Source organism: Leptolyngbya sp. NK1-12, from assembly GCF_032598965.1.
Taxonomy (GTDB): domain Bacteria; phylum Cyanobacteriota; class Cyanobacteriia; order Elainellales; family Elainellaceae; genus Elainella.
Genome location: NZ_CP053586.1, coordinates 2,497,036 through 2,516,703 on the forward strand (window position 1 = coordinate 2,497,036; position 19,668 = coordinate 2,516,703).

At 51.5% G+C, this 19,668-nt stretch carries 21 protein-coding genes; 12 read left to right on the forward strand and 9 right to left on the reverse strand.

Annotated elements, in window-relative coordinates:
• Positions 1 to 72 precede the first annotated feature (72 nt).
• Positions 73 to 321 (reverse strand): Ycf34 family protein, encoded by a 249-nt coding sequence (locus HJG54_RS10370; protein ID WP_036004406.1) that lies wholly within the window; start codon positions 319 to 321, stop codon positions 73 to 75.
• 596 nt (positions 322 to 917) lie between these two features.
• Here HJG54_RS10370 and HJG54_RS10375 point away from each other — a divergent pair.
• Both HJG54_RS10375 and HJG54_RS10380 read left to right on the forward strand, forming a co-directional pair.
• Complete coding sequence (locus HJG54_RS10375) at positions 918 to 2,252, forward strand: CCA tRNA nucleotidyltransferase (RefSeq protein ID WP_316434818.1); 1,335 nt, start codon at positions 918 to 920, stop codon at positions 2,250 to 2,252.
• 169 nt (positions 2,253 to 2,421) lie between these two features.
• The gene (locus tag HJG54_RS10380) at positions 2,422 to 2,610 is read left to right on the forward strand and encodes a hypothetical protein (protein WP_036004409.1); all 189 of its coding nucleotides are present in this window, start codon (positions 2,422 to 2,424) and stop codon (positions 2,608 to 2,610) included.
• A gap of 94 nt (positions 2,611 to 2,704) precedes the next feature.
• Here HJG54_RS10380 and HJG54_RS10385 read toward each other — a convergent pair whose 3' ends face one another.
• The gene (locus HJG54_RS10385) at positions 2,705 to 3,889 is read right to left on the reverse strand and encodes an FAD-dependent oxidoreductase (RefSeq protein ID WP_316434820.1); all 1,185 of its coding nucleotides are present in this window, start codon (positions 3,887 to 3,889) and stop codon (positions 2,705 to 2,707) included.
• Positions 3,890 to 4,030: 141 nt separating this feature from the next.
• On the opposite strand from HJG54_RS10385, the gene HJG54_RS10390 reads away from it, so the two are divergent.
• Both HJG54_RS10390 and HJG54_RS10395 read left to right on the forward strand, forming a co-directional pair.
• Positions 4,031 to 4,870: a YaaW family protein gene (locus tag HJG54_RS10390; protein ID WP_316434821.1), complete on the forward strand. Its 840-nt coding sequence runs from the start codon at positions 4,031 to 4,033 to the stop codon at positions 4,868 to 4,870.
• A 19-nt stretch (positions 4,871 to 4,889) separates the two neighbouring features.
• The gene (locus tag HJG54_RS10395; protein ID WP_316434822.1) at positions 4,890 to 5,363 is read left to right on the forward strand and encodes a J domain-containing protein; all 474 of its coding nucleotides are present in this window, start codon (positions 4,890 to 4,892) and stop codon (positions 5,361 to 5,363) included.
• Between the two features lie 38 nt (positions 5,364 to 5,401).
• Here the strand turns inward: HJG54_RS10395 and HJG54_RS10400 are convergent, their stop codons facing one another.
• Complete coding sequence (locus HJG54_RS10400) at positions 5,402 to 6,505, reverse strand: N-acetylmuramoyl-L-alanine amidase (protein ID WP_316434824.1); 1,104 nt, start codon at positions 6,503 to 6,505, stop codon at positions 5,402 to 5,404.
• A gap of 252 nt (positions 6,506 to 6,757) precedes the next feature.
• On the opposite strand from HJG54_RS10400, the gene HJG54_RS10405 reads away from it, so the two are divergent.
• The 3 genes from HJG54_RS10405 to HJG54_RS10415 all read left to right on the forward strand — a co-directional run bounded on the left by HJG54_RS10405 (position 6,758) and on the right by HJG54_RS10415 (position 10,078).
• Entirely contained in the window at positions 6,758 to 7,741 is a 984-nt protein-coding gene (locus tag HJG54_RS10405; protein ID WP_316434826.1) for an alpha-ketoacid dehydrogenase subunit beta, read from the forward strand.
• Between the two features lie 8 nt (positions 7,742 to 7,749).
• Complete coding sequence (locus HJG54_RS10410) at positions 7,750 to 8,610, forward strand: Tab2/Atab2 family RNA-binding protein (RefSeq protein ID WP_316434827.1); 861 nt, start codon at positions 7,750 to 7,752, stop codon at positions 8,608 to 8,610.
• A gap of 157 nt (positions 8,611 to 8,767) precedes the next feature.
• Positions 8,768 to 10,078, forward strand: coding sequence for a TldD/PmbA family protein (locus tag HJG54_RS10415; RefSeq protein ID WP_316434828.1), 1,311 nt, complete (start codon positions 8,768 to 8,770; stop codon positions 10,076 to 10,078).
• Positions 10,079 to 10,484: 406 nt separating this feature from the next.
• Here HJG54_RS10415 and HJG54_RS10420 read toward each other — a convergent pair whose 3' ends face one another.
• Positions 10,485 to 10,670, reverse strand: a complete 186-nt coding sequence (locus HJG54_RS10420; RefSeq protein ID WP_316434829.1) for a hypothetical protein — start codon at positions 10,668 to 10,670, stop codon at positions 10,485 to 10,487.
• 592 nt (positions 10,671 to 11,262) lie between these two features.
• Here HJG54_RS10420 and groES point away from each other — a divergent pair.
• From groES to HJG54_RS10440, 4 genes are all read left to right on the forward strand, one after another.
• Positions 11,263 to 11,574 (forward strand): co-chaperone GroES, encoded by a 312-nt coding sequence (groES, locus tag HJG54_RS10425; RefSeq protein ID WP_211627027.1) that lies wholly within the window; start codon positions 11,263 to 11,265, stop codon positions 11,572 to 11,574.
• 146 nt (positions 11,575 to 11,720) lie between these two features.
• On the forward strand, positions 11,721 to 13,358 hold the full coding sequence (gene groL, locus HJG54_RS10430; RefSeq protein WP_316434830.1) for a chaperonin GroEL: 1,638 nt from the start codon (positions 11,721 to 11,723) through the stop codon (positions 13,356 to 13,358).
• A 252-nt stretch (positions 13,359 to 13,610) separates the two neighbouring features.
• Entirely contained in the window at positions 13,611 to 14,129 is a 519-nt protein-coding gene (locus HJG54_RS10435; protein WP_316431598.1) for a helix-turn-helix domain-containing protein, read from the forward strand.
• The gene (locus tag HJG54_RS10440) at positions 14,126 to 14,671 is read left to right on the forward strand and encodes an IS630 family transposase (protein WP_316431599.1); all 546 of its coding nucleotides are present in this window, start codon (positions 14,126 to 14,128) and stop codon (positions 14,669 to 14,671) included. The genes HJG54_RS10435 and HJG54_RS10440 overlap by 4 nt, the downstream gene beginning before the upstream one ends.
• Before the next feature lie 186 nt (positions 14,672 to 14,857).
• Here HJG54_RS10440 and HJG54_RS10445 read toward each other — a convergent pair whose 3' ends face one another.
• The 4 genes from HJG54_RS10445 to HJG54_RS10460 form a co-directional block, all read right to left on the reverse strand.
• Positions 14,858 to 15,013: a hypothetical protein gene (locus HJG54_RS10445; protein ID WP_316434831.1), complete on the reverse strand. Its 156-nt coding sequence runs from the start codon at positions 15,011 to 15,013 to the stop codon at positions 14,858 to 14,860.
• Between the two features lie 122 nt (positions 15,014 to 15,135).
• Positions 15,136 to 15,327 carry a chlorophyll a/b-binding protein gene (locus HJG54_RS10450; RefSeq protein WP_316434832.1) on the reverse strand — a complete coding sequence of 64 codons (192 nt, stop codon included), beginning with the start codon at positions 15,325 to 15,327 and terminating at the stop codon, positions 15,136 to 15,138.
• 55 nt (positions 15,328 to 15,382) lie between these two features.
• Complete coding sequence (locus HJG54_RS10455; protein ID WP_316434834.1) at positions 15,383 to 17,014, reverse strand: ArnT family glycosyltransferase; 1,632 nt, start codon at positions 17,012 to 17,014, stop codon at positions 15,383 to 15,385.
• Between the two features lie 60 nt (positions 17,015 to 17,074).
• On the reverse strand, positions 17,075 to 17,956 hold the full coding sequence (locus tag HJG54_RS10460; RefSeq protein WP_316434836.1) for a carbohydrate ABC transporter permease: 882 nt from the start codon (positions 17,954 to 17,956) through the stop codon (positions 17,075 to 17,077).
• Positions 17,957 to 18,144: 188 nt separating this feature from the next.
• On the opposite strand from HJG54_RS10460, the gene purN reads away from it, so the two are divergent.
• Positions 18,145 to 18,819 (forward strand): phosphoribosylglycinamide formyltransferase, encoded by a 675-nt coding sequence (purN, locus tag HJG54_RS10465; RefSeq protein WP_316434837.1) that lies wholly within the window; start codon positions 18,145 to 18,147, stop codon positions 18,817 to 18,819.
• Here the strand turns inward: purN and map are convergent.
• Positions 18,816 to 19,640 carry a type I methionyl aminopeptidase gene (gene map, locus HJG54_RS10470; protein WP_316434838.1) on the reverse strand — a complete coding sequence of 275 codons (825 nt, stop codon included), beginning with the start codon at positions 19,638 to 19,640 and terminating at the stop codon, positions 18,816 to 18,818. The genes purN and map overlap by 4 nt on opposite strands.
• Positions 19,641 to 19,668 lie beyond the last annotated feature (28 nt).

Below are 19,668 nucleotides of genomic sequence, written 5' to 3' on the forward strand. Positions count from 1 at the left end.
TACCTCAAGTTGAGATAAACCCAGTTGAGATAACCAATGAGTGATTTCAAATCGTCTAGAGCCACGGGAGCATCATGTCGGCACTAATTCACCCGGACGCAACCGAGACCACTTGCCCATTTCTGCTTTAAAGCTGAGACAGCCCACTACATCCCACTCCATTTCAATAATGTCGTCTTTGTGGCGAATATTGACGTTGATGGTCGGCTCCGTTGCCTCAAAATCAGGAGAATCTGTCAAATGAGGCTGCTGGTGCTGGTGTTCGACTGCGTGATAGGTAGTGCAGCGATCGACATAATGACAATTCACACAAATACACATGGTGAATTCCTCCACAGATTCAGCAGCGATTGGGATTTGTGGGTGCTTTTCTGATACTCTAGCTCAAGTTTGCTGGATCTGGAGTCGATATGGAAGGGATGTTGCAAAATGAAAGGATGTAGGTAGGGTGGTTCTAGATGGTTTGTGAAAGTAGCCGAGGCGTCAGGCGTCAGGCTTCGTTCGTGGAACGCGCTCCGCGAGCGACGGTGAGCTTAGCCGAACTGGAGTCAGAAGGCAGAAGACAGGAGTCAAAAGATAAAGATAAGGTTCAGTCATTCTTGAGGATTTAACACCAATTTCAACCAGAGCTTTTATGCCCACAATTTAAAGAGATTGCTGATCATTCGGAGCTGACAAACTTGAGCCTAAGCTGAGAAACTGCAACGAGTCACTCAAAACTGCTCAAAACTTGAAATTACATACTCTGTACAGGTTACGCCACCAAAACTTGAAGCCAAAGCCTATGGGCTGCCAGCAGATTTGAACATGACTGAGATTCCCTACTGACTTCTAGAAAACTGACTTCTAGAAATCAGCTATATTCCTAGCTCCAGCGGGGCAGAACGATATTGTTAACGGATTGAATTAAATTGTTTTTGAAGCGTACAGAACTTTCTACTGACCTCCGGTCAGACCAAGCAGAATTCAAACTGACCGTTGGCCAGAACAATCAGCCGCGGCAGCTGGAAGCCTCGGCCCTGTCTCCTCAAACTTGGCCCTTTGGTTTGGAGTGGTTGCCTCCTGCGGCTTATTTGGTGGGTGGAAATGTGCGGGATGCCTTGCTGGGACGGCAGGCAGAGTATCTGGACCTGGATTTTGTCTTACCCGAAGCAGCGGTGCGTACCGCTAAGATGATTGCCAATCACTATCGGGCTGGCTTTGTATTGCTAGACGCAGAGCGGCAGATTGCCCGGGTGGTGTTTGAGCGCGCTACGGTTGATTTTGCTCAACAGGTGGGATTATCGCTAGAGGAAGATCTAGAGCATCGCGATTTTACCGTCAACGCAATTGCCTATGATCCCCATACAGCTCAGGTGATTGACCCACTGCATGGGTATAGCGACCTGCAACTGCGCCTGATTCGCATGGTATGTCTGGAAAACCTTAAGGAAGACCCGTTGCGATTATTGCGAGCGTACCGACAAGCTGCCCAACTTGGGTTCACGATCGAATACAAGACGCGAAAAACAATTCAACAGCTTGCGGGGTTGCTTCAGTTTGTGGCGGCAGAACGGGTGCAGTCTGAGTTGAGCTATTTGCTGGGTTCAGCGAGCAGCACTCCGTTTTTGAAGTTGGCCTGGCAAGATCGCTTACTAGCCGCTTGGTTGCCCCATGCCACGGCTGAAGGATTAGAACGGGTGGCGGCGGTGGATCAGGCCGCGGAGCTGCTGGTCTCGACGCAGTCGGGTTTGGAGTTGTCGGGGTGGCTGCGGGATCAGCAGCGGGTTTCGGGAAGTACTCGCAGTTGGCTGAAGGTGGCGAAGCTAACCGGTCTACTAGCCCCTGATCCCGAAATGGCTGAACGGGAACTCTGGCGGTTGAAGTACAGTCGAGCAGAGATTCAGGCTGTGTTGGCGGTGATGTCTCTCTTGCCCCAGGTTGAAGCAATGGCCAATTGTCCCCCCTCGGCTCGCGAGCAGTACTACCTGTTTCGGGCAATTGGCGCGGCTTTTCCGGCTCTAGCAGTAGTGGGAATTGCGAGTGGAGTACCTTTGACGACCATGACTCCCTTGATTGAGCGCTATCTGACGTTGGATGATCCGATTGCCCATCCGCAGCCGCTGCTCACTGGACGAGATTTGATGGCCCAGCTCAAGCTGCCGCCTAGCCCTACAATTGGGCATTTGCTCGAAGCGATTCAACTGGCTCATGCAGAAGGCAAAATTACTACTCAAGCCGAAGCGCTGGAATTTGCCAAGACATTGCTCTAATTCCTCTGAGTGCTTTAATGAGTGCTCTAATCCAGCTCAGCCCATTTCTGCCTGAGGAAATTGCAGAGTTGTGCTAAAGTGATAGTTTTGCGGAGACATTTTGCCAAGGACTTGCCCCACGGCTTGCTCTAGCAGACTCCGTTTGCCCACTTTCCTCAAGAGGTTCAGAATGGCTAAACGCCGCAACCAAAAGAAAGAAAAAGCACTACGTAACCAGGCTTACGCTCGCAAATTTCGGAAGCGGACTAATACCGGACGCTTCACTAAGAGACGCTATGGCAGCGATGGCAGCGCTCAGGGAGATGTTGACGATATGGATCAAGATACGAGCCAAGATAACGCTGGTGCGGCTGACTAGAGATTGCCCAACTCAAATCTTCTGTTCAATCTAAAACTAGTTTGAATTCCTACTGCTGAATCACCTTAGGGATACTCAAGAACTAGCGCCATTTTTAGACTAGCGTTGCGGTTAATTGAGACATGAGTTCTGCCGCGTGGGCTTCCCAATTTGTGATTAGCAAAGGGCGATCAGCCAAAAACGCAGAGATCTGGCAGGCTGCGGCTAAGCCAGACTCTACCGCATTTTCTACTTGTTTGCCGCTGCACCAGTCTCCGCTACACACCAGAGGCAACGGCAGTTCTGTAGCGAGGTATCGCTGTTGCAAAGGGCGGCGAGTAAACGCATAACGCCAGCGATGCACTTGCACCTCAGTAGGGGTTGCTAACCAGGGCACTAGAGTTGCGGCTTGTGCAAGTAAGTGTTGCCCGATGGGGCGCAAATCGTTTGCTTCTAAATCGCTCTGAGCAAATGTCGCCGTACTGTGAGCAACCAGAACGGGTGGCACGGTGCCAGGGCGCTTTGTGATCTCTAGACTGAGCCAAGCCAAATCGGGTATCTGGGTTGCCCCTTCCAGGGAAATTGCCTGCCAAGGTAATTGATCAATGTCTGATTGTCGCTCCAGAGGATAGGTGGCTATGACGCTGTAGCAGGGATCGAACTCGACGGTCTGAATGGCCTGCACTAACTCCGACGGAAAGCCATATTCCAGTAAGGGTTGCACTAAGGTCAGGGCTTGTGGCGCAGGGACAGCAACGACAACCGAACCTGCTGTTAGATACGATGTGGGCTGGGCGGCAGTTGCTTCCAAACTGATCTGCCAACGATCGTCAATAGGCGTGAGAGCCTGCACCCGTTGACCATGTCGGATAGCCAGCCCGGATCCCAGAAATTTTGCGGCTGCGGTTAATCCAGTCGTTGCGGTGTAATAGGGTTTGCTCTCGGTAACTGCTAGTGTTTCGGCTTGCAGGCAGTAGAGTTGATCGGTCCAACGATGGAGGATATCCTGCTGCCATAGAGCTTGAATCAAATTACGAGTGAGCGGACCCTGTTCATCGAGATAGCGCACGCCGTGATCAGCACAGGTTCCTTGCAAACGTCTGGTAGCTAGGCGTCCGCCCACTCCCCGCGATTTTTCAACCACCACAACTCGATGGCCTGATTGCTGGAGCTGTTGGGCACAGACTAAACCAGCCAAACCCGCTCCGATCACAACTGTATCCACGTTTGTATCCACGCTGGGCTGCTCCTGCAAATCAACTCCCCGAAAACCGGTGTGATTCAGTAGAATATGGGACAACGGTTTATAAATTGACTGCTCGCTGTAAGCAATTGCTTTAATCTGAGCTTAAGGCTGCCAAATGCTTTGAAAGGCAGAGCAGTTTGTTTTTAGTTTGGCTCAAATACAACCAGTTTAATATCAGCAGGGGAGGATGCGGCTTTGGACGAGTTGAGAGTAGCGTTGGAATTGGCCACGGATGAGGAGTTACAGGCACTGACCGAAATTTTATTTCGCCGTAAGTTTAATCCCCTTGATTATGTCTGTACGCCGGAACCGATCGATGTTCAAAGCCAGGACCGCGATGGTTGGATTGATGCGATTGAAGACCGATTCCGCTTCCTCGCCGCTGATGGTATGACCGTGCTCCGCCGCAAAACTGGAGAAGTCAGCTACCGGCAAGTCTTGATTCAGGTCTGCCGCTACCTAAAAATTCCCTACTCCCAAGACCTTTCGACCGAACATTTAGAAGCCGAAATTTTTCTATATTTGCTGAACCGAGCCTGGAAGCAGCTACCTGCCCACGAGCAGGATGTCTTGGCTGACGAACTACAGCACGCCGTTTCTGAATTTGAACTGGCTCAGCAGTTACCGTCTTCCCATAGCGAGCAAGCCAAGCTGTTGGCTAAAGGCGGTGGAGCACTAGCGATCAGCTCGGTTTTGCGTCCGGTGATTTTACAAGCAATTGCGCGGCAGTATGCCGTTCATGCGGCTACCTATCAGGTTGCTAGTCAGGCAGCAGCTCAAGCAGGGACGGCAGCAGCAGTGCAGATTCAAAGCCAGGTGGCAATGCAAACCGCCTATCGCGGCATGACTCTGAGTGCAGCTCGCTATGGCGCGGCTCGCAGTATTTTTGCTTTGCTGGGTCCGGCAATGTGGGCCTGGTTCTTTGCTGACCTGGGCTGGCGGTTGATTTCTACCAACTACAGCCGCGTGATTCCCGTAATTTTTACGCTGGCGCAGATCCGCTTAACTCGTACCATGTGCTACGAAATGGCCTAAAACGGTGAGGGTGATTCTGATGACTGATTTTTCTGATCCACAGTCAGCACAGACGGCTGAGCAGAAGCCAGCACCTACCTATTACGATCTGCTGCAATTGCATCCTTCTGCCTCGGTGCAGCAAATTCGTCGCGCTTATCGAGAATTGAGTAAGCTCTATCACCCCGATACGACGCAGCTACCAGCCTCGGTAGCGGTGGCGAAGTTTCAACAGCTCAACGAAGCCTATGCGACTCTCAGCAGTCCAGAACGGCGGTTTGCCTACGATTTGAAAATTGGCTATTCTCGCGTGTCGGTGATTCAACCCTCGCTGGACCTAAACCGACCTGTTTCTGAATCACGCCGATATCGTTCCACAGCCTATCTGGATCCTACCGACCGGCCCCTATCGGCAGGGGAATTATTTGCCCTGTTTACGTTGGGGCTGACGTTTGTGGCCTGCATTGGTTTGGTCGTCGTGGCTAGCTTGACGCGAGGGGATATGCTCCTTTAGTTTTCTGACTGATTCCCTACTGGTTTACTGATACTGATTTACTGATTTAGGTAGGGGCGCGGCATACTGCGCAGATAGGAGTAAAACTTTTGAGCGTCAAAGCTTCTTGGGTCCATGCGAGAGCCGGACTGGTCAATCGCTCGATGGGTCGTAACTCGATCATCTGAAACGCTGGTATGGGCCACAAGCCACGCCAATGACCGGTACTGAGCCTCTGTGTAGCCACTGTGGCTAGGCGCATCGTTGTAGCCGTCCGATGGCGTTTCTAGGGAAATGTGGTAAGCAAAGTTGTTGACTGAAGGCGGGAACTGGCGGTGAGTCCGGACGGCTTCTGCTCCCTTGGAGCTTTTAAACACCGAATTGCCCGCTCCAAAGGCGCGCTTCTCGGGTGGAACAATGTAAACAATCGTGCCATCTAGCCGAATGATGCTGTGATAGCTCGACTGTAGGTTCTCATCGGTATGGGGTGTTTGAAACGTATTAATTGCGCTATCGGCAGAACCGACCGTTTCGTGCAGCACAATCAGCGGCGCATTGCTGACAGGTTTACCGAAAATATCTTTGGCGTAGCGCTCCCCGTAGTTGCTGGGATGAGCAGGAGCCGACTCTAGCCGTGGGGCATAGGTACTCAAGCTGGAGTGGGTTAACACCGCTGTAGGGACAGGAGAAGTGGCTTCAGGTGCTGCTGGCTGCGATGGGACTGCTGTTGAGGTTTGAGGCTTGGCACCTTTAACGGTTGCAGCAGGAGCTTTAGCGGCAGGTTTTGAGGTGGCGTTTGACTGCGCTGGAGCCGACGGGGAAGAAGGAACAGTGGGCAGCCCAGCCCAACCTTGCTGCGATTGCGTAGGCGATTGCGCTGGCTGTGGGCTTTTTGAATTTTCTGAAACTGGATCTGACCAATTGACCTGGGCGATCGTTTGCAGACCGCCAATGGCCAAAACCGCCATCAAGGCTGCTGCCAACAGTGCTAGCAGCCGCAGCAGAGTAGATTGAGGACTCAGCTTAGTGACTGCACTTAGCTGCAGCTTGATGAACCGAAAACAGGATTGGACCGACTTGCCTAGGGAAGTTTGAATCGACTGAAGTTGGGCCTTTCCGATTGTAATCAGCCGGGTCACCTGCAATCGAAGGTTAAATTTCATACGCTCACACCAACAGTACCACTATCGTCCTCTACTCCCCGGATTGATTTCAAGTCGGGTTAGCTACAGATTAAACCTCTGCTTGAGAATATTGGCTCACTCTCTCTTCCAGAATGGCATACCCAACCCCGGCTGGCGATTGCCAAAGGTTGAAGAATTCAAGAACAAATACCTAGCACCTGCGCGGATCAGCACCGGAACCAGTTAAGATGCATTAAGGTTAACTACTATGCACTTTTTACCTGTTTAGTAATGGCAGAAACCCTCCTTTTCAATGCCCTGCGGGAAGCAATTGACGAAGAAATGGCACGAGATCCTGCCGTTTTCGTGCTCGGTGAAGATGTGGGACACTACGGCGGCTCCTATAAGGTAACGAAAGATCTTTATAAAAAGTATGGTGAGCTGCGGGTGTTAGATACACCGATTGCGGAAAACAGCTTTACCGGCATGGCGGTTGGGGCAGCAATGACTGGATTGCGCCCGATCATCGAAGGCATGAATATGGGCTTCTTGCTGTTGGCCTTTAACCAGATTGCCAATAATGCCGGGATGCTACGCTACACCTCTGGTGGCAACTACAAGATCCCAATGGTGATTCGCGGTCCGGGCGGGGTTGGTCGCCAGCTTGGGGCAGAACATTCCCAACGCTTGGAAGCCTACTTTCAAGGCGTGCCCGGTTTGAAGATGGTGGCCTGCTCAACTCCCTACAACGCCAAGGGCTTACTAAAAGCAGCGATTCGGGACGATAATCCCGTGCTGTTCTTTGAGCATGTGCTGCTCTACAACCTGAAAGAGAATTTGCCCGAAGCAGAATATGTGCTGCCGCTCGACAAAGCAGAAGTCGTCAGAAAGGGTAGTGATGTTACCATCCTCACCTATTCCCGCATGCGGCATCATGTGATGGCAGCGGTTAAAACGCTGGAGAAGGAAGGCTTTAACCCGGAAGTCATCGACCTAATTTCGTTGAAACCGCTCGATTTCGACACGATTGGCGAATCGATTCGCAAAACCCATCGAGTTATTATCGTAGAAGAATGTATGAAATCGGGTGGGATTGGGGCCGAGCTAACCGCCTCGATTAACGACCGTCTATTTGATGAGCTAGATGCTCCGGTGCTGCGGCTAGCATCCCAAGATATTCCTACACCTTACAACGGTACGCTGGAAAACCTGACAATTGTGCAGCCACCGCAAATTGTGGAAGCCGTACAGAAAATGGTTGCCCTGCGAGTGTAAACCAACCCATGACAACGATTTGGGAACTCGATTTGTACTCTCGTCCGGTGGTTGACGAGAACCAAAAGAAATTCTGGGAAGTCCTGATCTGTGAAAGCCCATCCGAGGCCCAAGCGCAGTGGGATTCGCTATTTCGCTACTCAGAGTTTTTGCCCAGCACCGAGGTAAATTCTGTGCGGCTTCGCGCTGCTCTGGAAAAAGCCCTTGACCAAGCCGCAGTTCGGCCAGACAAAATTCGCTTTTTTCGCCGGCAGATGAACAACATGATCACCAAGGCATGCGAAGAGGTAGGGATTCCAGCTTACCCCAGTCGGCGTACCTTAGTCCTAAACCAGTGGATTGACCAGCGGATGCAGGATTACTATCCGTCGCTACCCAACTATCAGGCTGGCAGCAATCCCTCGGTGGCCTTACCTCCCCCCAAGCCCCAGCCCCTTCCCGATGCGCTCGTGGGCGAACGATGGGCGTTTGTGTCTCTGGAAGCCGCAGCCTTTCAGGAGATGTCGGAGTGGGAAATTGGCTTTAGCGAAGCCTTTCCGGTCGAAATGTTCGGTTTGCAGCCGGATACATCAGTTCCAGGGTTAATTATCTATTCCTCGCGGGCGTTACCACTGGCGGCTTGGATGTCGGGACTGGAGTTAGCGTTTCTGCGGTTCAACCCGACGCCTCCCCAGCTTGTTTTAGAAACCGGAGCCAGCGACGCTTGGATTCTGGCTAACCTGCCCACTGCCGATCTGCAAACCGAAGCTAAAGCCTTTGAAACCGCCAAGCAGCAAGCACAGCAGATCCACTTTGTTGCGGTCCAGTCGAATCCAGAGGCCGAGTCCTTTGCTGGTTTCTGGTTGATGCAAGAACTTAATCTGGCGTAACGTCCCCCTTTTCTTAGAAGATAGTTATGAGTTTTACAAACCGTGAGAAAAATTAGTTTTGAGTGTTGAGTTAAACCCCAAATTCAAGCCTAACTCAACACCTAAAATTAATTTTCTTCAAGGTCTGGCAGCTCATGACGCAGTAGGTTGGATACTTATGGGGTTTGAAAACTCGCAGCAGGAGGAAATTGCCGAACAACTGCTAGATTTGGCCATTCGTTCAGGCGCAGAGGCCGCAGAAGTTTTTCAATCCTATTCGCTGTCTCGCCCGGTATTTTTTGAGGCCAATCGGCTGAAGCAGTTGGAAAGCTCCCAGTCAGAGGGCATTGCTTTGCGGCTATGGCGAGCTGGATGTCCGGGGCTGGCAGTGGCCTATGGTCCAGTAGAGCCACAGGCTCTGGTAGATCGGGCGCTTGCCCTTAGCCAATTGAACCAGCCGGAGACAATCGAGCTAGCAGATGCATCCAGAAGCCATTACCCCGATCTGGGCGAGGCTGTGGGCGTAGAGCAGTTAGTGGAATGGGGTAAGGAAGCGATTGGGTTAATTCGTGATGCCTATCCAGAAATTCTCTGCAATGCTGAATGGGAATGTGATGCCGAAACCACGCGCCTGATTAACTCCCAAGGGTTGGACTGCGGCTACACCGACACGACCTTGAGCTGCTATGTTTCTGCCGAGTGGGTGCGGGGCGATGATTTTCTCAGCGTTTCCGATGGTCAAACCCAACGGGGTGATCTGAATCCGGTGGAGCTGGCTCAGCAAATTATTCAGCGCCTAGACTGGGCGAAAGACAACATTGCTGTTCCTAGTCGTCGGGTTCCGATCCTATTCACAGCCAAAGCCGCAGACATGCTGTGGAGCACCGTTCAGGCTGCCTTAAACGGCAAACAGGTGGTAGAGCGGGCCTCACCTTGGAGTGATCGCTTAACGCAGTCCGTTACCTCTAATGCCATCACCATTTCGCAACAGCCGAATGCTGGTCCCTTTAGCTGCCCGTTTGATGATGAAGGGACTCCAACTCGCCCAATCACTTTTATTCAAGATGGCGTTTTGCAACTGTTTTATACCGATCGCTCGATTGGACGCGCTTTGAGCAGTGGCACCACTGGCAATGGGTTTCGTCCAGGCTTGGGTAGCTACCCCACACCAGGATTATTCAATTTCATGGTTCAACCAGGTGTGAAAACCTTGCCGGAACTGATTGCTGGCCTCAAAACTGGCTTGGTTGTGGATCAAATTCTGGGAGGCGGCCCAGGTATTTCGGGGGATTTTTCCGTTAATGTTGATCTGGGTTTCTGGATAGAACATGGCGAAGTTATAGGTCGCGTCAAAGATACGATGGTGGCAGGGAATGTATATACAGCTCTGAAGAATTTAGTGGAACTAGGCGGTGATGCAGAGTGGAATGGCTCCTGTTATACACCATCGGTGATCGTAGAAGGATTGTCAGTGACGGGACGTAGCTAGATTTGACAAAAATAATTTTTAAAAAATGTCAAATCAAAAGATATCGGTAAGAATGCCAACCAAATAAACAACCAAATAAATCAGAGTCAATGTTTCCACGCCATTGACTTCGATTTGTGATTTCATGCGCTCTATTGGCTGCATCAATTGGTTATTTCCCAGTGCGCGATACTAAAACTCAGCCACTCACTAGACCAGTTAACCCAAGCTCCTCGGCGGCGCGCTACGACCTTACGCAGTTGTTCAGCAAAATGTGACGAGTGACGGATGCCCCGTCAGAACCAGCGTTAGACAGCATCTATGTTTTTCTAGCCAACGGTATGCTGCTGCAAACGTCATGTGTAGAAACTTGCCCGAACCTACTCAGGTAATTGAAAATCTCCAGCAAGCTTCTCTTCTGACTGCCTCACTTCTCAGTCAGCCAGGATGTCAAATTGAGGGCAGTGGGCTGAGATGCAGTGGATTGAGATGGGGAGGATTGAGACAAAGTAGTATTCAGACCGGCAGGAGTGCTAATCACAACAGTAAGCGCTGTGAGCAGAGCGGTGACTAAAGCGCCAAAATCGTAGAACGACAATTTCTGGGGATGCATGGTTTGCTAGTGAATGTATGCAGATGATACGTCGGCTTTATGTAGACTCTGTGCAGATCGTAATGGGCAAATCTAGGTTGGTGAGGAGTATGACAAAACCGAATGGCTGTGGGGCTAACATCCTAGGCTGTTGAAGCGCTGATTGGCTCAGCCTCTATGAACGCTATCCTGGCACAGGATTTTTCTGACTCACCAGCATTTCTGCGCAATCTTTAACGAAAGTATGAGGTTTGTAAAGCCCAGGCATCAAACCGATTTGGCATCGTCTGACTTCGCTTTTTGGAGTCACCGTTCGGTAAACCGTACTCCCAAAGATAGAAGAACGGGTTGCAGTTGGGCCACTTGTCCGTTAAATTAGCACTCAGGAGTGGAGAGTGCTAATCTCGAAACTCAGGTTTGAGTATTGTGGGTTTTCAAAGCGACGAGATTGACACCCCAAATCCACCAGGAGTTGGGCTTATGTTGATGCTCGCCCTTTGGAGTGTTGAACTTGAGGATTGAGATTTTGAGTCCGTTGCGTTTATTCACTCAAAGTTGAGACCCAAGGTTCAAAGCTTCTAATCCTAGATTTGTATAGTTGGAGAATTCTTGTATGGCGGCTGTATCTCTGAGTGTTTCAACCGTTAAGCCTCTAGGAGATCGTGTTTTCGTTAAAGTCAGTGCTTCTGAAGAGAAGACCGCAGGCGGTATCTTCCTACCCGACACGGCTAAGGAAAAACCCCAGGTTGGGGAAGTGGCAGCTGTTGGCCCTGGTCGTCGTAACGATGATGGTTCTCGCCAAGAAATGGAAGTGAAAATTGGCGACAAAGTGCTGTACTCCAAGTATGCCGGTACTGACATCAAACTCGGCACTGAAGAGTATGTTTTGCTGTCGGAAAAAGACATTTTGGCAATCGTTGCTTAAAAAGTTTTGAGTTTTAAGTTTTGAGTTTTGAGTTGGATAAAGCTCAGAACTCAGGATTCAAAACTCGAAGCGACTTGAAGCTTGCAGACTGTTTGCAACTCGAAACTAAGAACTTAACACTCAACACTCAACACTGATTGAACGTTATGGCTAAGCGCATCATTTACAACGAAAATGCTCGTCGTGCCCTGGAAAAGGGAATCGATATTCTGGCGGAAGCGGTTGCGGTCACTCTGGGTCCTAAGGGTCGCAACGTGGTGCTGGAGAAGAAGTTTGGTGCTCCTCAGATTGTGAACGACGGTGTCACCATTGCGAAGGAAATTGAGCTGGAAGATCACATCGAAAATACGGGCGTCTCTTTGATTCGTCAGGCTGCTTCCAAGACCAACGATGCGGCCGGTGACGGAACCACGACTGCAACCGTACTGGCTCATGCGATGGTGAAGGAAGGTCTGCGCAACGTGGCTGCTGGCGCTAATGCTATTTCGCTGAAGCGCGGTATCGACAAGGCAACTGGCTTCTTGGTGGATGAAATCGCCAAGCATGCTCGTCAAGTTGAAGATTCCAAAGCGATCGCTCAAGTCGGCTCCATCTCGGCTGGTAACGACGAAGAAGTGGGTGCCATGATCGCTGAGGCGATGGAGAAAGTAGGCCGCGAAGGTGTGATCTCTCTGGAAGAAGGCAAGTCGATGACGACTGAGCTGGAAGTGACCGAAGGGATGCGTTTCGACAAAGGCTACATCTCGCCTTACTTCGCCACCGACACCGAGCGGATGGAAGCAGTACTAGATGAGCCTTTCTTGTTGCTAACCGATAAGAAAATCACGTTGGTGCAGGACCTGGTGCCGGTGCTGGAGCAAGTCGCTCGTTCCGGTCGTCCACTGCTGATCATTGCCGAAGATATCGAGAAAGAAGCCCTGGCAACGCTGGTGGTGAACCGCCTGCGGGGTGTGCTGAACGTAGCGGCTGTGAAGGCTCCTGGCTTTGGTGATCGTCGGAAAGCCATGCTGGAAGACATCGCCGTGCTGACGGGTGGGCAGGTGATCACCGAAGATGCTGGTCTGAAGCTGGACAACGTCAAGCTCGACATGCTGGGCAAGGCGCGCCGCATCACCATTACCAAAGACAACACCACGATTGTGGCTGAAGGCAACGAAGCTGCCGTGAAGGCTCGCTGTGAGCAAATCCGCCGTCAGATGGAAGAAACCGAGTCTTCCTACGACAAAGAGAAGCTGCAAGAGCGGTTGGCGAAGCTGTCGGGTGGTGTTGCTGTAGTGAAAGTTGGTGCAGCCACCGAAACCGAAATGAAAGACCGCAAGCTGCGCTTGGAAGACGCGATCAACGCGACCAAAGCGGCTGTAGAAGAAGGTATCGTTCCTGGTGGTGGTACCACATTGGCCCACATGGCTCCTGGTCTGGAAGAATGGGCTAAGGCGAACCTGGTGAACGAAGAGCTGATCGGTGCGCTGATTGTAGCTCGTGCCCTGTCGGCTCCGCTGAAGCGGATTGCTGAGAATGCTGGTCAGAACGGCGCGGTGATTGCTGAGCGTGTGAAAGAGAAAGACTTCAACGTCGGTTACGATGCTGCGAAGGATCAGTTCGTCGATATGTTCGAGGCTGGTATTGTTGACCCAGCGAAGGTAACTCGCTCGGCTCTGCAAAACGCTGCGTCTATTGCCGGCATGGTGCTGACCACCGAGTGCATCGTGGTTGACAAGCCTGAACCGAAGGATGCTGCTGCGGCTGGTGCTGGTGCCGGCATGGGCGGTGACTTCGATTACTAAGGCTACTAGAATCAAACCGGTGTAATTTCACCGCAATTTGATTGAATTGATTTGATTGAAATGAGCGATCGTCTTCTGTAATGGAGGCGATCGTTTTTTTTAATTTCAGTTGCTTACAGCCTTTTTCAGGCTAATGAAGTACGGAAAACGAGGTGCAGGGGCACTGCCCCACACCCCCTATGCCTCACATGAGTGAAAAACGCTGTATGTCATACGGAATCCGACTATAGAGTAACACTATAGAATGAAGGGATGGGACGCACAATTACGCTAAAAAATCACCTCAGTGACGAGGAACTCAAAGCTCGCTACCAAAGTAGCACCGACCCCGTTGAGTCGCGACGCTGGCACTTACTATGGTTAGTTTCACAACGATGGTATCTCCTCGATGCTGCTGAAAGTGTGGGTGTGAGCTATTCTTACGCTCGTAAAGTTGTTTACGCATACAACCAAGACGGGGTTGAAACGATTGCGAATCGACGACGAGGACGACAAATGACCCGTCGTGCCCTCTTGAGTGCGACGCAACAAGCAGAACTCGACCAAGCGTTGCAATCTCCTCCTGCTGATGGTGGGCTATGGAGTGGACCGAAAGTGGCACAGTGGATTGCCCAGAAAACAGGACGAGCGCAAGTTCACCCGCAGCGAGGATGGGATTACTTGCAACGACTTCACTACAGCGGGCAGCGCCCACGTCCTCGTCATGCCAACGCGGATGAGGCGGCTCAAACTGCCTTTAAAAAAACTTGCCGCACCGAGTCGAGCAGTTGAGACAAGCGTATCCAACGGCTCAAGTTGAAGTATGGGCATTTGATGAACATCGCTTGGGACTCAAACCGATTCTTCGTAAAGTCTGGTCGAAACGAGGACAACGCCCAATCGCAACAGTGCATCATCGCTATCAATGGCTCTACCTGTATGCGTTCGTTTGTCCTCACAGTGGATTGACCCAGTGGTTTATCCTCCCCAGAGTGAGTGTGGCTTGGTTCAACCGAGCCTTGCAGGAGTTTGCCGAAGCAGTCGGGGCAGGAGACAACAAACAGATCTTATTGGTGATTGATGGAGCTGGGTGGCATCGAGCTAAACAGGTTGTGGTGCCACAAGGCATTCATCTGGAATTCCTGCCTCCCTACTCTCCAGAGTTACAACCGGCCGAGCATTTGTGGCAATTGAGTGATGAACCGTTAGTCAATCGCAAGTTTGAGAACTTGGATGCACTCGAAGAAGCTTTAGCATCTCGTTGTAACATCCTTTCAGCCATGCCGGAAGTCATTCGTCGGCACACGCTATTTCACTGGTGGAAGGAGGCATAAAATAGTGTCACTTTACTACCCGGATTCCGTATCAGTTATTTCACTTGGATTAGCGTTAAAAAAATAAAGCGAAGGAGTTAATCCCTCGCTTGTGATTATTTGTTAGTAGATTAGACCGTTCTGCAAACGGATTACTGGTTAACAATCTGCCTGAACTAACCTTGCATCGCTTGCGGTGGCTTAACTCTAACCCAAATAGTTGGCTTCCGCTTCCAGCATCCGCACCAAATGCTCATCGCCTCTTGCCTTGGCCGCCTCTAAACGACGCTCCAAGTTTCTACGCAAGTTCGTGCGATGCAACTGTGCGGTTTCGGTCAAAATGCGCTGACGGTTTTTGTTCATCTTGAACATCCTTATAAGCTACTCTGTGCTGTCTAATAATTCTACAAACCAAACTAGCATAAATCCTGAAATGGTAGTTTATGTTACAGAATGGTTATTAAGTTTTGTTTCGCTATGGTGATCTAGCGCAGTCCCAGCCAGGTAAAGAAATCCTGGTGGGTGAACAATTCCAGAATCAACAGCGCCACAAACCCAATCATGGCAAAACGACCGTTGATGATTTCGGCGTAACTTGTCCAGCCAAAGGCAGGTTGCGGCTGAATGACAGGTTGTTCTTCAGAGGTTGGTACAGAAGAGGTTTGATCAGAATTCATAGGATTTAGCTGCGCAATTGGAACGGTGAACGGCAAAACTCGCAATCGCTCTACTTCAGATCTTATCTTTTGTTATGAGGAGCCATTCTTCGGCGGTGTCAATGATGCGATTTGGCGAAATTTCCAGGGCGATCAGAGTGGGACGATCAATCAGTAGGTAAGCTGTTTCGTCTCTGCGCCATGCCCGCTTCAACTCCTGCTCTGAAGCTGGAATCACCTGCCGCTGGCTATAGAAATTCAGCGACGGACGGTTATAGGGATAGGAGGTGTAGATTGGTTTACCGGCAGGAACATGAGTTTGAATCATCGCCGCCACTGGCTTAACCGGATAAGACTCTGCCAACTCCCAAGCCCAATGGGGAGAAGCCATCAGCAGCAGCAGGGCCAAATAGGTACCCCAAACCAAAATATTGATAAACTGCGGATTTTGCCGAGCCACCAGAAACGCAGCTATGCTGAACGTAGCGCCTGCGATCGCCAGAATTAAACCCAAATCGCTTTCTGCCGGAGCGGCCCAACCGATAAAATAGGCTGCTCCCAGCCAACCCACAGCAGCTAAGATGCTGAAGCTAGCTAACCAGGCTGGAGAATAGGCATCTGGCAGAAACTGCTGAACCCCAAGCTGCTTGCCCTGCTGCCACATCTCGGCCAGTTGGGCACCCACGATCAAAGCCAAGGCCGGAAACAGCGGCAAAATGTACCACGGCAATTTGGTCGCCATCAGGGAAATGGCAATCAAGTAAACGCTGCCCCAAAGAATAGCCAGCTTGGCCCAACTCCAGTTGCGGTTGCTCCAGACTAAGCGACAGCCTGCTGGGAGAAACAGAATCCACGGCGCAGCCTTCAGCAGCTCCAACAGGTAGTACCAGACGGGTGCACCATTTCCTTCCACATCGGTCCAGATGCGTTGCAGCGACTGGTCTACCAAGTTGTTACCCAAGAAAGCCTGGCCATAATGCAGCCATTGGGCACCATACCAAGCGATGGCCGGAACGCTGCCCAGTAAGATCCCTAACCACAGATAGGGCTGCTGAAGCAAGCGCGGCGTATCCCAGACCAAAAATAGCAGTGCAATGCCACCCAACAGCACCGCCACTAGAATGCCTTTAGTGAGGCAGAGCAGGCCAAAGGCCAGTCCCGCTCCCAGCAAGTAGCCATAATGGCCCCGCGCCCGCAGCAAACACCAAATCATCAGGAGGAAGAAACACAGAATCGCGCCATCCAGCATGGCAAACCGACCATTGCGCACCACCGTTAGCGAAGTTAGGTAAACCACTGTGGCAAACAGAACCGGCAACCGTCCGTGAAACACCGCTCGACCAATTCCGTAAAATAGCGGCACGGACAGAATCGTGAAAACAGCGCTGGGCAAGCGGGCTGTCCATTCATTCACGCCTGCAATGCTGTAAAGCCCAGCAATCAGCCAGTGCATCAGGGGCGGTTTGTTGAAGTAGGGTTCACCCCAGAGGGTTGGATGCAGCCAAGTCAAGGAACCTGCCGGAGCCTGCCAAATTTCACGGGCTACCTGGGCCACCAGTCCTTCGTCCCAGTCCTTGAGGGGGACATTCCCTAAATTCAGCGTTAACAAAAGGGTCGCAGCCAGAGTCAACCCCAGCATCCACAAGCGGTCAACCGCGGCTTTATTTCGCCGCCACACAAAAGCAGGTTGCTTTACGTCACCGTTCATTGCTATTTATCTCGTCGTCTCCACGTTCATTCGCTCAATCGGATTGATTTGGACTAGGATTTAGGACTCCTCTTGGGTAAGCCGCAACTGGACATAGACCAGCATCAGCGTGATGCCTAACAGCAGGGTTGTCGCTGCCGCGGCATAGCCCAGATCAAACTGAGCGAAAGCTTGATTGTAGATGTAAAACACGAGCAGGTTCGTCGAATTTAGCGGTCCACCGCCCGTCATGACATAGGGCTGCTCGAAACTGCGGAGAGTAAAAATCACGGTGGTGATAGTAGCAAACACAAGCGTGGGACGCAATCCAGGTAGGGTAATGTAGCGGAACTGCTGCCAAGCATTGGCACCATCAAGGGCTGCCGCTTCGTAACGGCTGGTAGGAATGGTCTGCAAGCCAGCTAGAAATACCACTAAGTTAAAGCCAAGCTGCTTCCAAATACTGAACAAAATCAGCACCGGCATGGCCCAAGTGGGATCGCCCAGCCAAGCAAGCGGAGTAATCCCAAGCCGAGCCAGCAGCGCATTGACTACGCCATCGGTTTGAAACAGCCAGCGGAAACCCAAACCCACCGCTACTAGTGAAGTAATCGATGGAATGAAGTAAGCGGTCCGCAAAAACGCCCGCAGTGCCACGGTGCGATCCAGCAGGGCCGCCAGTGCGAGTGGAATTACGAGACTAGGGATGACGGTAGCCACCGTGAAGTAAATTGTATTACCCACCACTTGCCAAAACTCTGGATCGGTGAACAAACGGCTGTAGTTTTTCAGCCCCACCCAATGCACGCCAGCGCGAGTAAAGCTGCCGCTCGTAAAGCTGAGGTAGCCCAAGTAGGCAATTGGGTAAAGCACAAAAACGCTGAGCAGAATCAGAGCGGGTGCCAGAAACAGCCAAGCCAGCAATGTGTCACGAGAGAGAGGGGCAGGAGTGGCCAATTTCATTCAACTTGAGACAGAGCCTTAATCAATAGCAGTGTAACGGCATCGGTGCGTAGGCAGTAGCTGATCTGAGGATAATTCTTAGTGCCTATTGAAGCGGCGACTTATCCACATCGCCCAACTGGATTCAATGGCATCATAGGTAAGCATTGCTCACGTACCTAACACACCTATACAAAACAAATCCGACGATGTCAGAGCCAGTTGCCGCCCAAGACTATTTCAGCACTCCTGCCAGTTTGGTTTATCCCGATGTTGTGCCTTCCGGTGATATCTTCTCAGCACCGTTGAAGCTGGGGCTAATGGCCTCTGGTAGTGGCAGTAACGTCGAAGCGATTGCGAGCGCGATTGCCGCTGGTAAACTGAATGCCCAAATTCAGGTCGTGGTTTACAACAATCCTGATGCCACCGTGGCCGCCCGCGCCGATCGGTTAGGGTTGAGCAAAGTGTTGTTGAATCATCGTCACTTTGCTAGCCGCGAAGCGCTTGATCAGGCGATTGCCGAAACCATGCGGCAGCATCAGGTCGAGTGGGTCATCATGGCGGGCTGGATGCGGATCGTAACTGAAGTCTTGATCGAAGCGTATCCCAACCGAATTCTCAATATTCATCCCAGTTTGCTGCCGAGCTTTCCCGGTGCCCATGCAATCGAGCAGGCCCTGCAAGCAGGCGTCAAAATTACCGGCTGCACGGTTCATTATGTCGAGCTGAAAGTAGACAGCGGCCCGATTATCGTTCAAGCTGCTGTTCCTGTATTGCCTGATGATACTCCCGAAACCCTGCATCAGCGGATTCAGGTGCAAGAGCACCGCATTTACCCGATGGCAATTGCTTTGGCGGCAGGACAGGTAGAAGCAGGCGGCTAAACCTTTGAGCGGTCGGTCAAGATTTCGTAGCCGTCTTCGGTGACGAGTACGGTGTGTTCAAACTGAGCCGAGAGCGAGCGATCTACCGTTACCACGGTCCAGCGGTCAGATAGGGTACGGGTATGTTTGGAGCCAGCGTTGAGAATTGGCTCAATTGCTAGGGTCATGCCTGCTTTGAGGCGGACATTGGGCAATTCATGCGTGCGGAAGTTAAACACCGACGGTTCTTCGTGCAAATTCCGACCGACGCCATGTCCGGTAAACTCTTCCACGATTTTGAAACCGTTGGCTTCGGCATGATCTTGGATCGCGCCCGCAATGTCCAACAGGTACTTACCGGCTTTGACCTGCTCAATTCCTTTGAATAGCGTTTCTTCGGCCACCCGAATCAGCTTGGCGGCGGCTGGGTTCACCTCACCGACGGCAATCGTGATGCAGGAATCACCGTGAAAGCCTTCGTAGTAGGCACCTGTATCCACCTTGAGCACATCGCCTCGGCGGATCACTTTCTTGCGGCTGGGAATGCCGTGGACCACTTCCTCGTTGATGCAGGCGCAAATCGAGGCCGGAAAGCCGTGATAGCCCTTGAAGCTGGGGGTGGCTCCCATCTCCCGAATTCGTTTTTCGGCATAGGCATCGAGGTCGGCGGTAGTCATGCCGGGTTCTACTAGCGCCTCAATTTCCTTTAGCACAGTGGCGACAATCGCGGTAGAGCGCCGCATAATTTCAATTTCTTGAGGCGATTTAATTTCAACACCGCGTCGCTGCCGTTTGACACGAGGAGTCGGAGATTTCGGTAACAGGTTTGTGAGGATATTCATGCAAGAACCCAGAGTGTGAAGCGCTAGT

Bases quoted from the DNA above. Each gene is read 5' to 3' on its own strand.
- HJG54_RS10420 (WP_316434829.1), bottom strand. From the start codon at position 10,670: ATGCATCCCCAGAAATTGTCGTTCTACGATTTTGGCGCTTTAGTCACC.
- map (WP_316434838.1), bottom strand. From the start codon at position 19,640: ATGAATATCCTCACAAACCTGTTACCGAAATCTCCGACTCCTCGTGTC.
- purN (WP_316434837.1), top strand. From the start codon at position 18,145: ATGTCAGAGCCAGTTGCCGCCCAAGACTATTTCAGCACTCCTGCCAGT.
- HJG54_RS10435 (WP_316431598.1), top strand. From the start codon at position 13,611: ATGGGACGCACAATTACGCTAAAAAATCACCTCAGTGACGAGGAACTC.
- groES (WP_211627027.1), top strand. From the start codon at position 11,263: ATGGCGGCTGTATCTCTGAGTGTTTCAACCGTTAAGCCTCTAGGAGAT.
- HJG54_RS10460 (WP_316434836.1), bottom strand. From the start codon at position 17,956: ATGAAATTGGCCACTCCTGCCCCTCTCTCTCGTGACACATTGCTGGCT.
- HJG54_RS10410 (WP_316434827.1), top strand. From the start codon at position 7,750: ATGACAACGATTTGGGAACTCGATTTGTACTCTCGTCCGGTGGTTGAC.
- HJG54_RS10415 (WP_316434828.1), top strand. From the start codon at position 8,768: ATGGGGTTTGAAAACTCGCAGCAGGAGGAAATTGCCGAACAACTGCTA.
- HJG54_RS10450 (WP_316434832.1), bottom strand. From the start codon at position 15,327: ATGAATTCTGATCAAACCTCTTCTGTACCAACCTCTGAAGAACAACCT.
- HJG54_RS10370 (WP_036004406.1), bottom strand. From the start codon at position 321: ATGTGTATTTGTGTGAATTGTCATTATGTCGATCGCTGCACTACCTAT.
- HJG54_RS10405 (WP_316434826.1), top strand. From the start codon at position 6,758: ATGGCAGAAACCCTCCTTTTCAATGCCCTGCGGGAAGCAATTGACGAA.
- HJG54_RS10380 (WP_036004409.1), top strand. From the start codon at position 2,422: ATGGCTAAACGCCGCAACCAAAAGAAAGAAAAAGCACTACGTAACCAG.
- HJG54_RS10455 (WP_316434834.1), bottom strand. From the start codon at position 17,014: ATGAACGGTGACGTAAAGCAACCTGCTTTTGTGTGGCGGCGAAATAAA.
- groL (WP_316434830.1), top strand. From the start codon at position 11,721: ATGGCTAAGCGCATCATTTACAACGAAAATGCTCGTCGTGCCCTGGAA.
- HJG54_RS10445 (WP_316434831.1), bottom strand. From the start codon at position 15,013: ATGAACAAAAACCGTCAGCGCATTTTGACCGAAACCGCACAGTTGCAT.
- HJG54_RS10400 (WP_316434824.1), bottom strand. From the start codon at position 6,505: ATGAAATTTAACCTTCGATTGCAGGTGACCCGGCTGATTACAATCGGA.
- HJG54_RS10395 (WP_316434822.1), top strand. From the start codon at position 4,890: ATGACTGATTTTTCTGATCCACAGTCAGCACAGACGGCTGAGCAGAAG.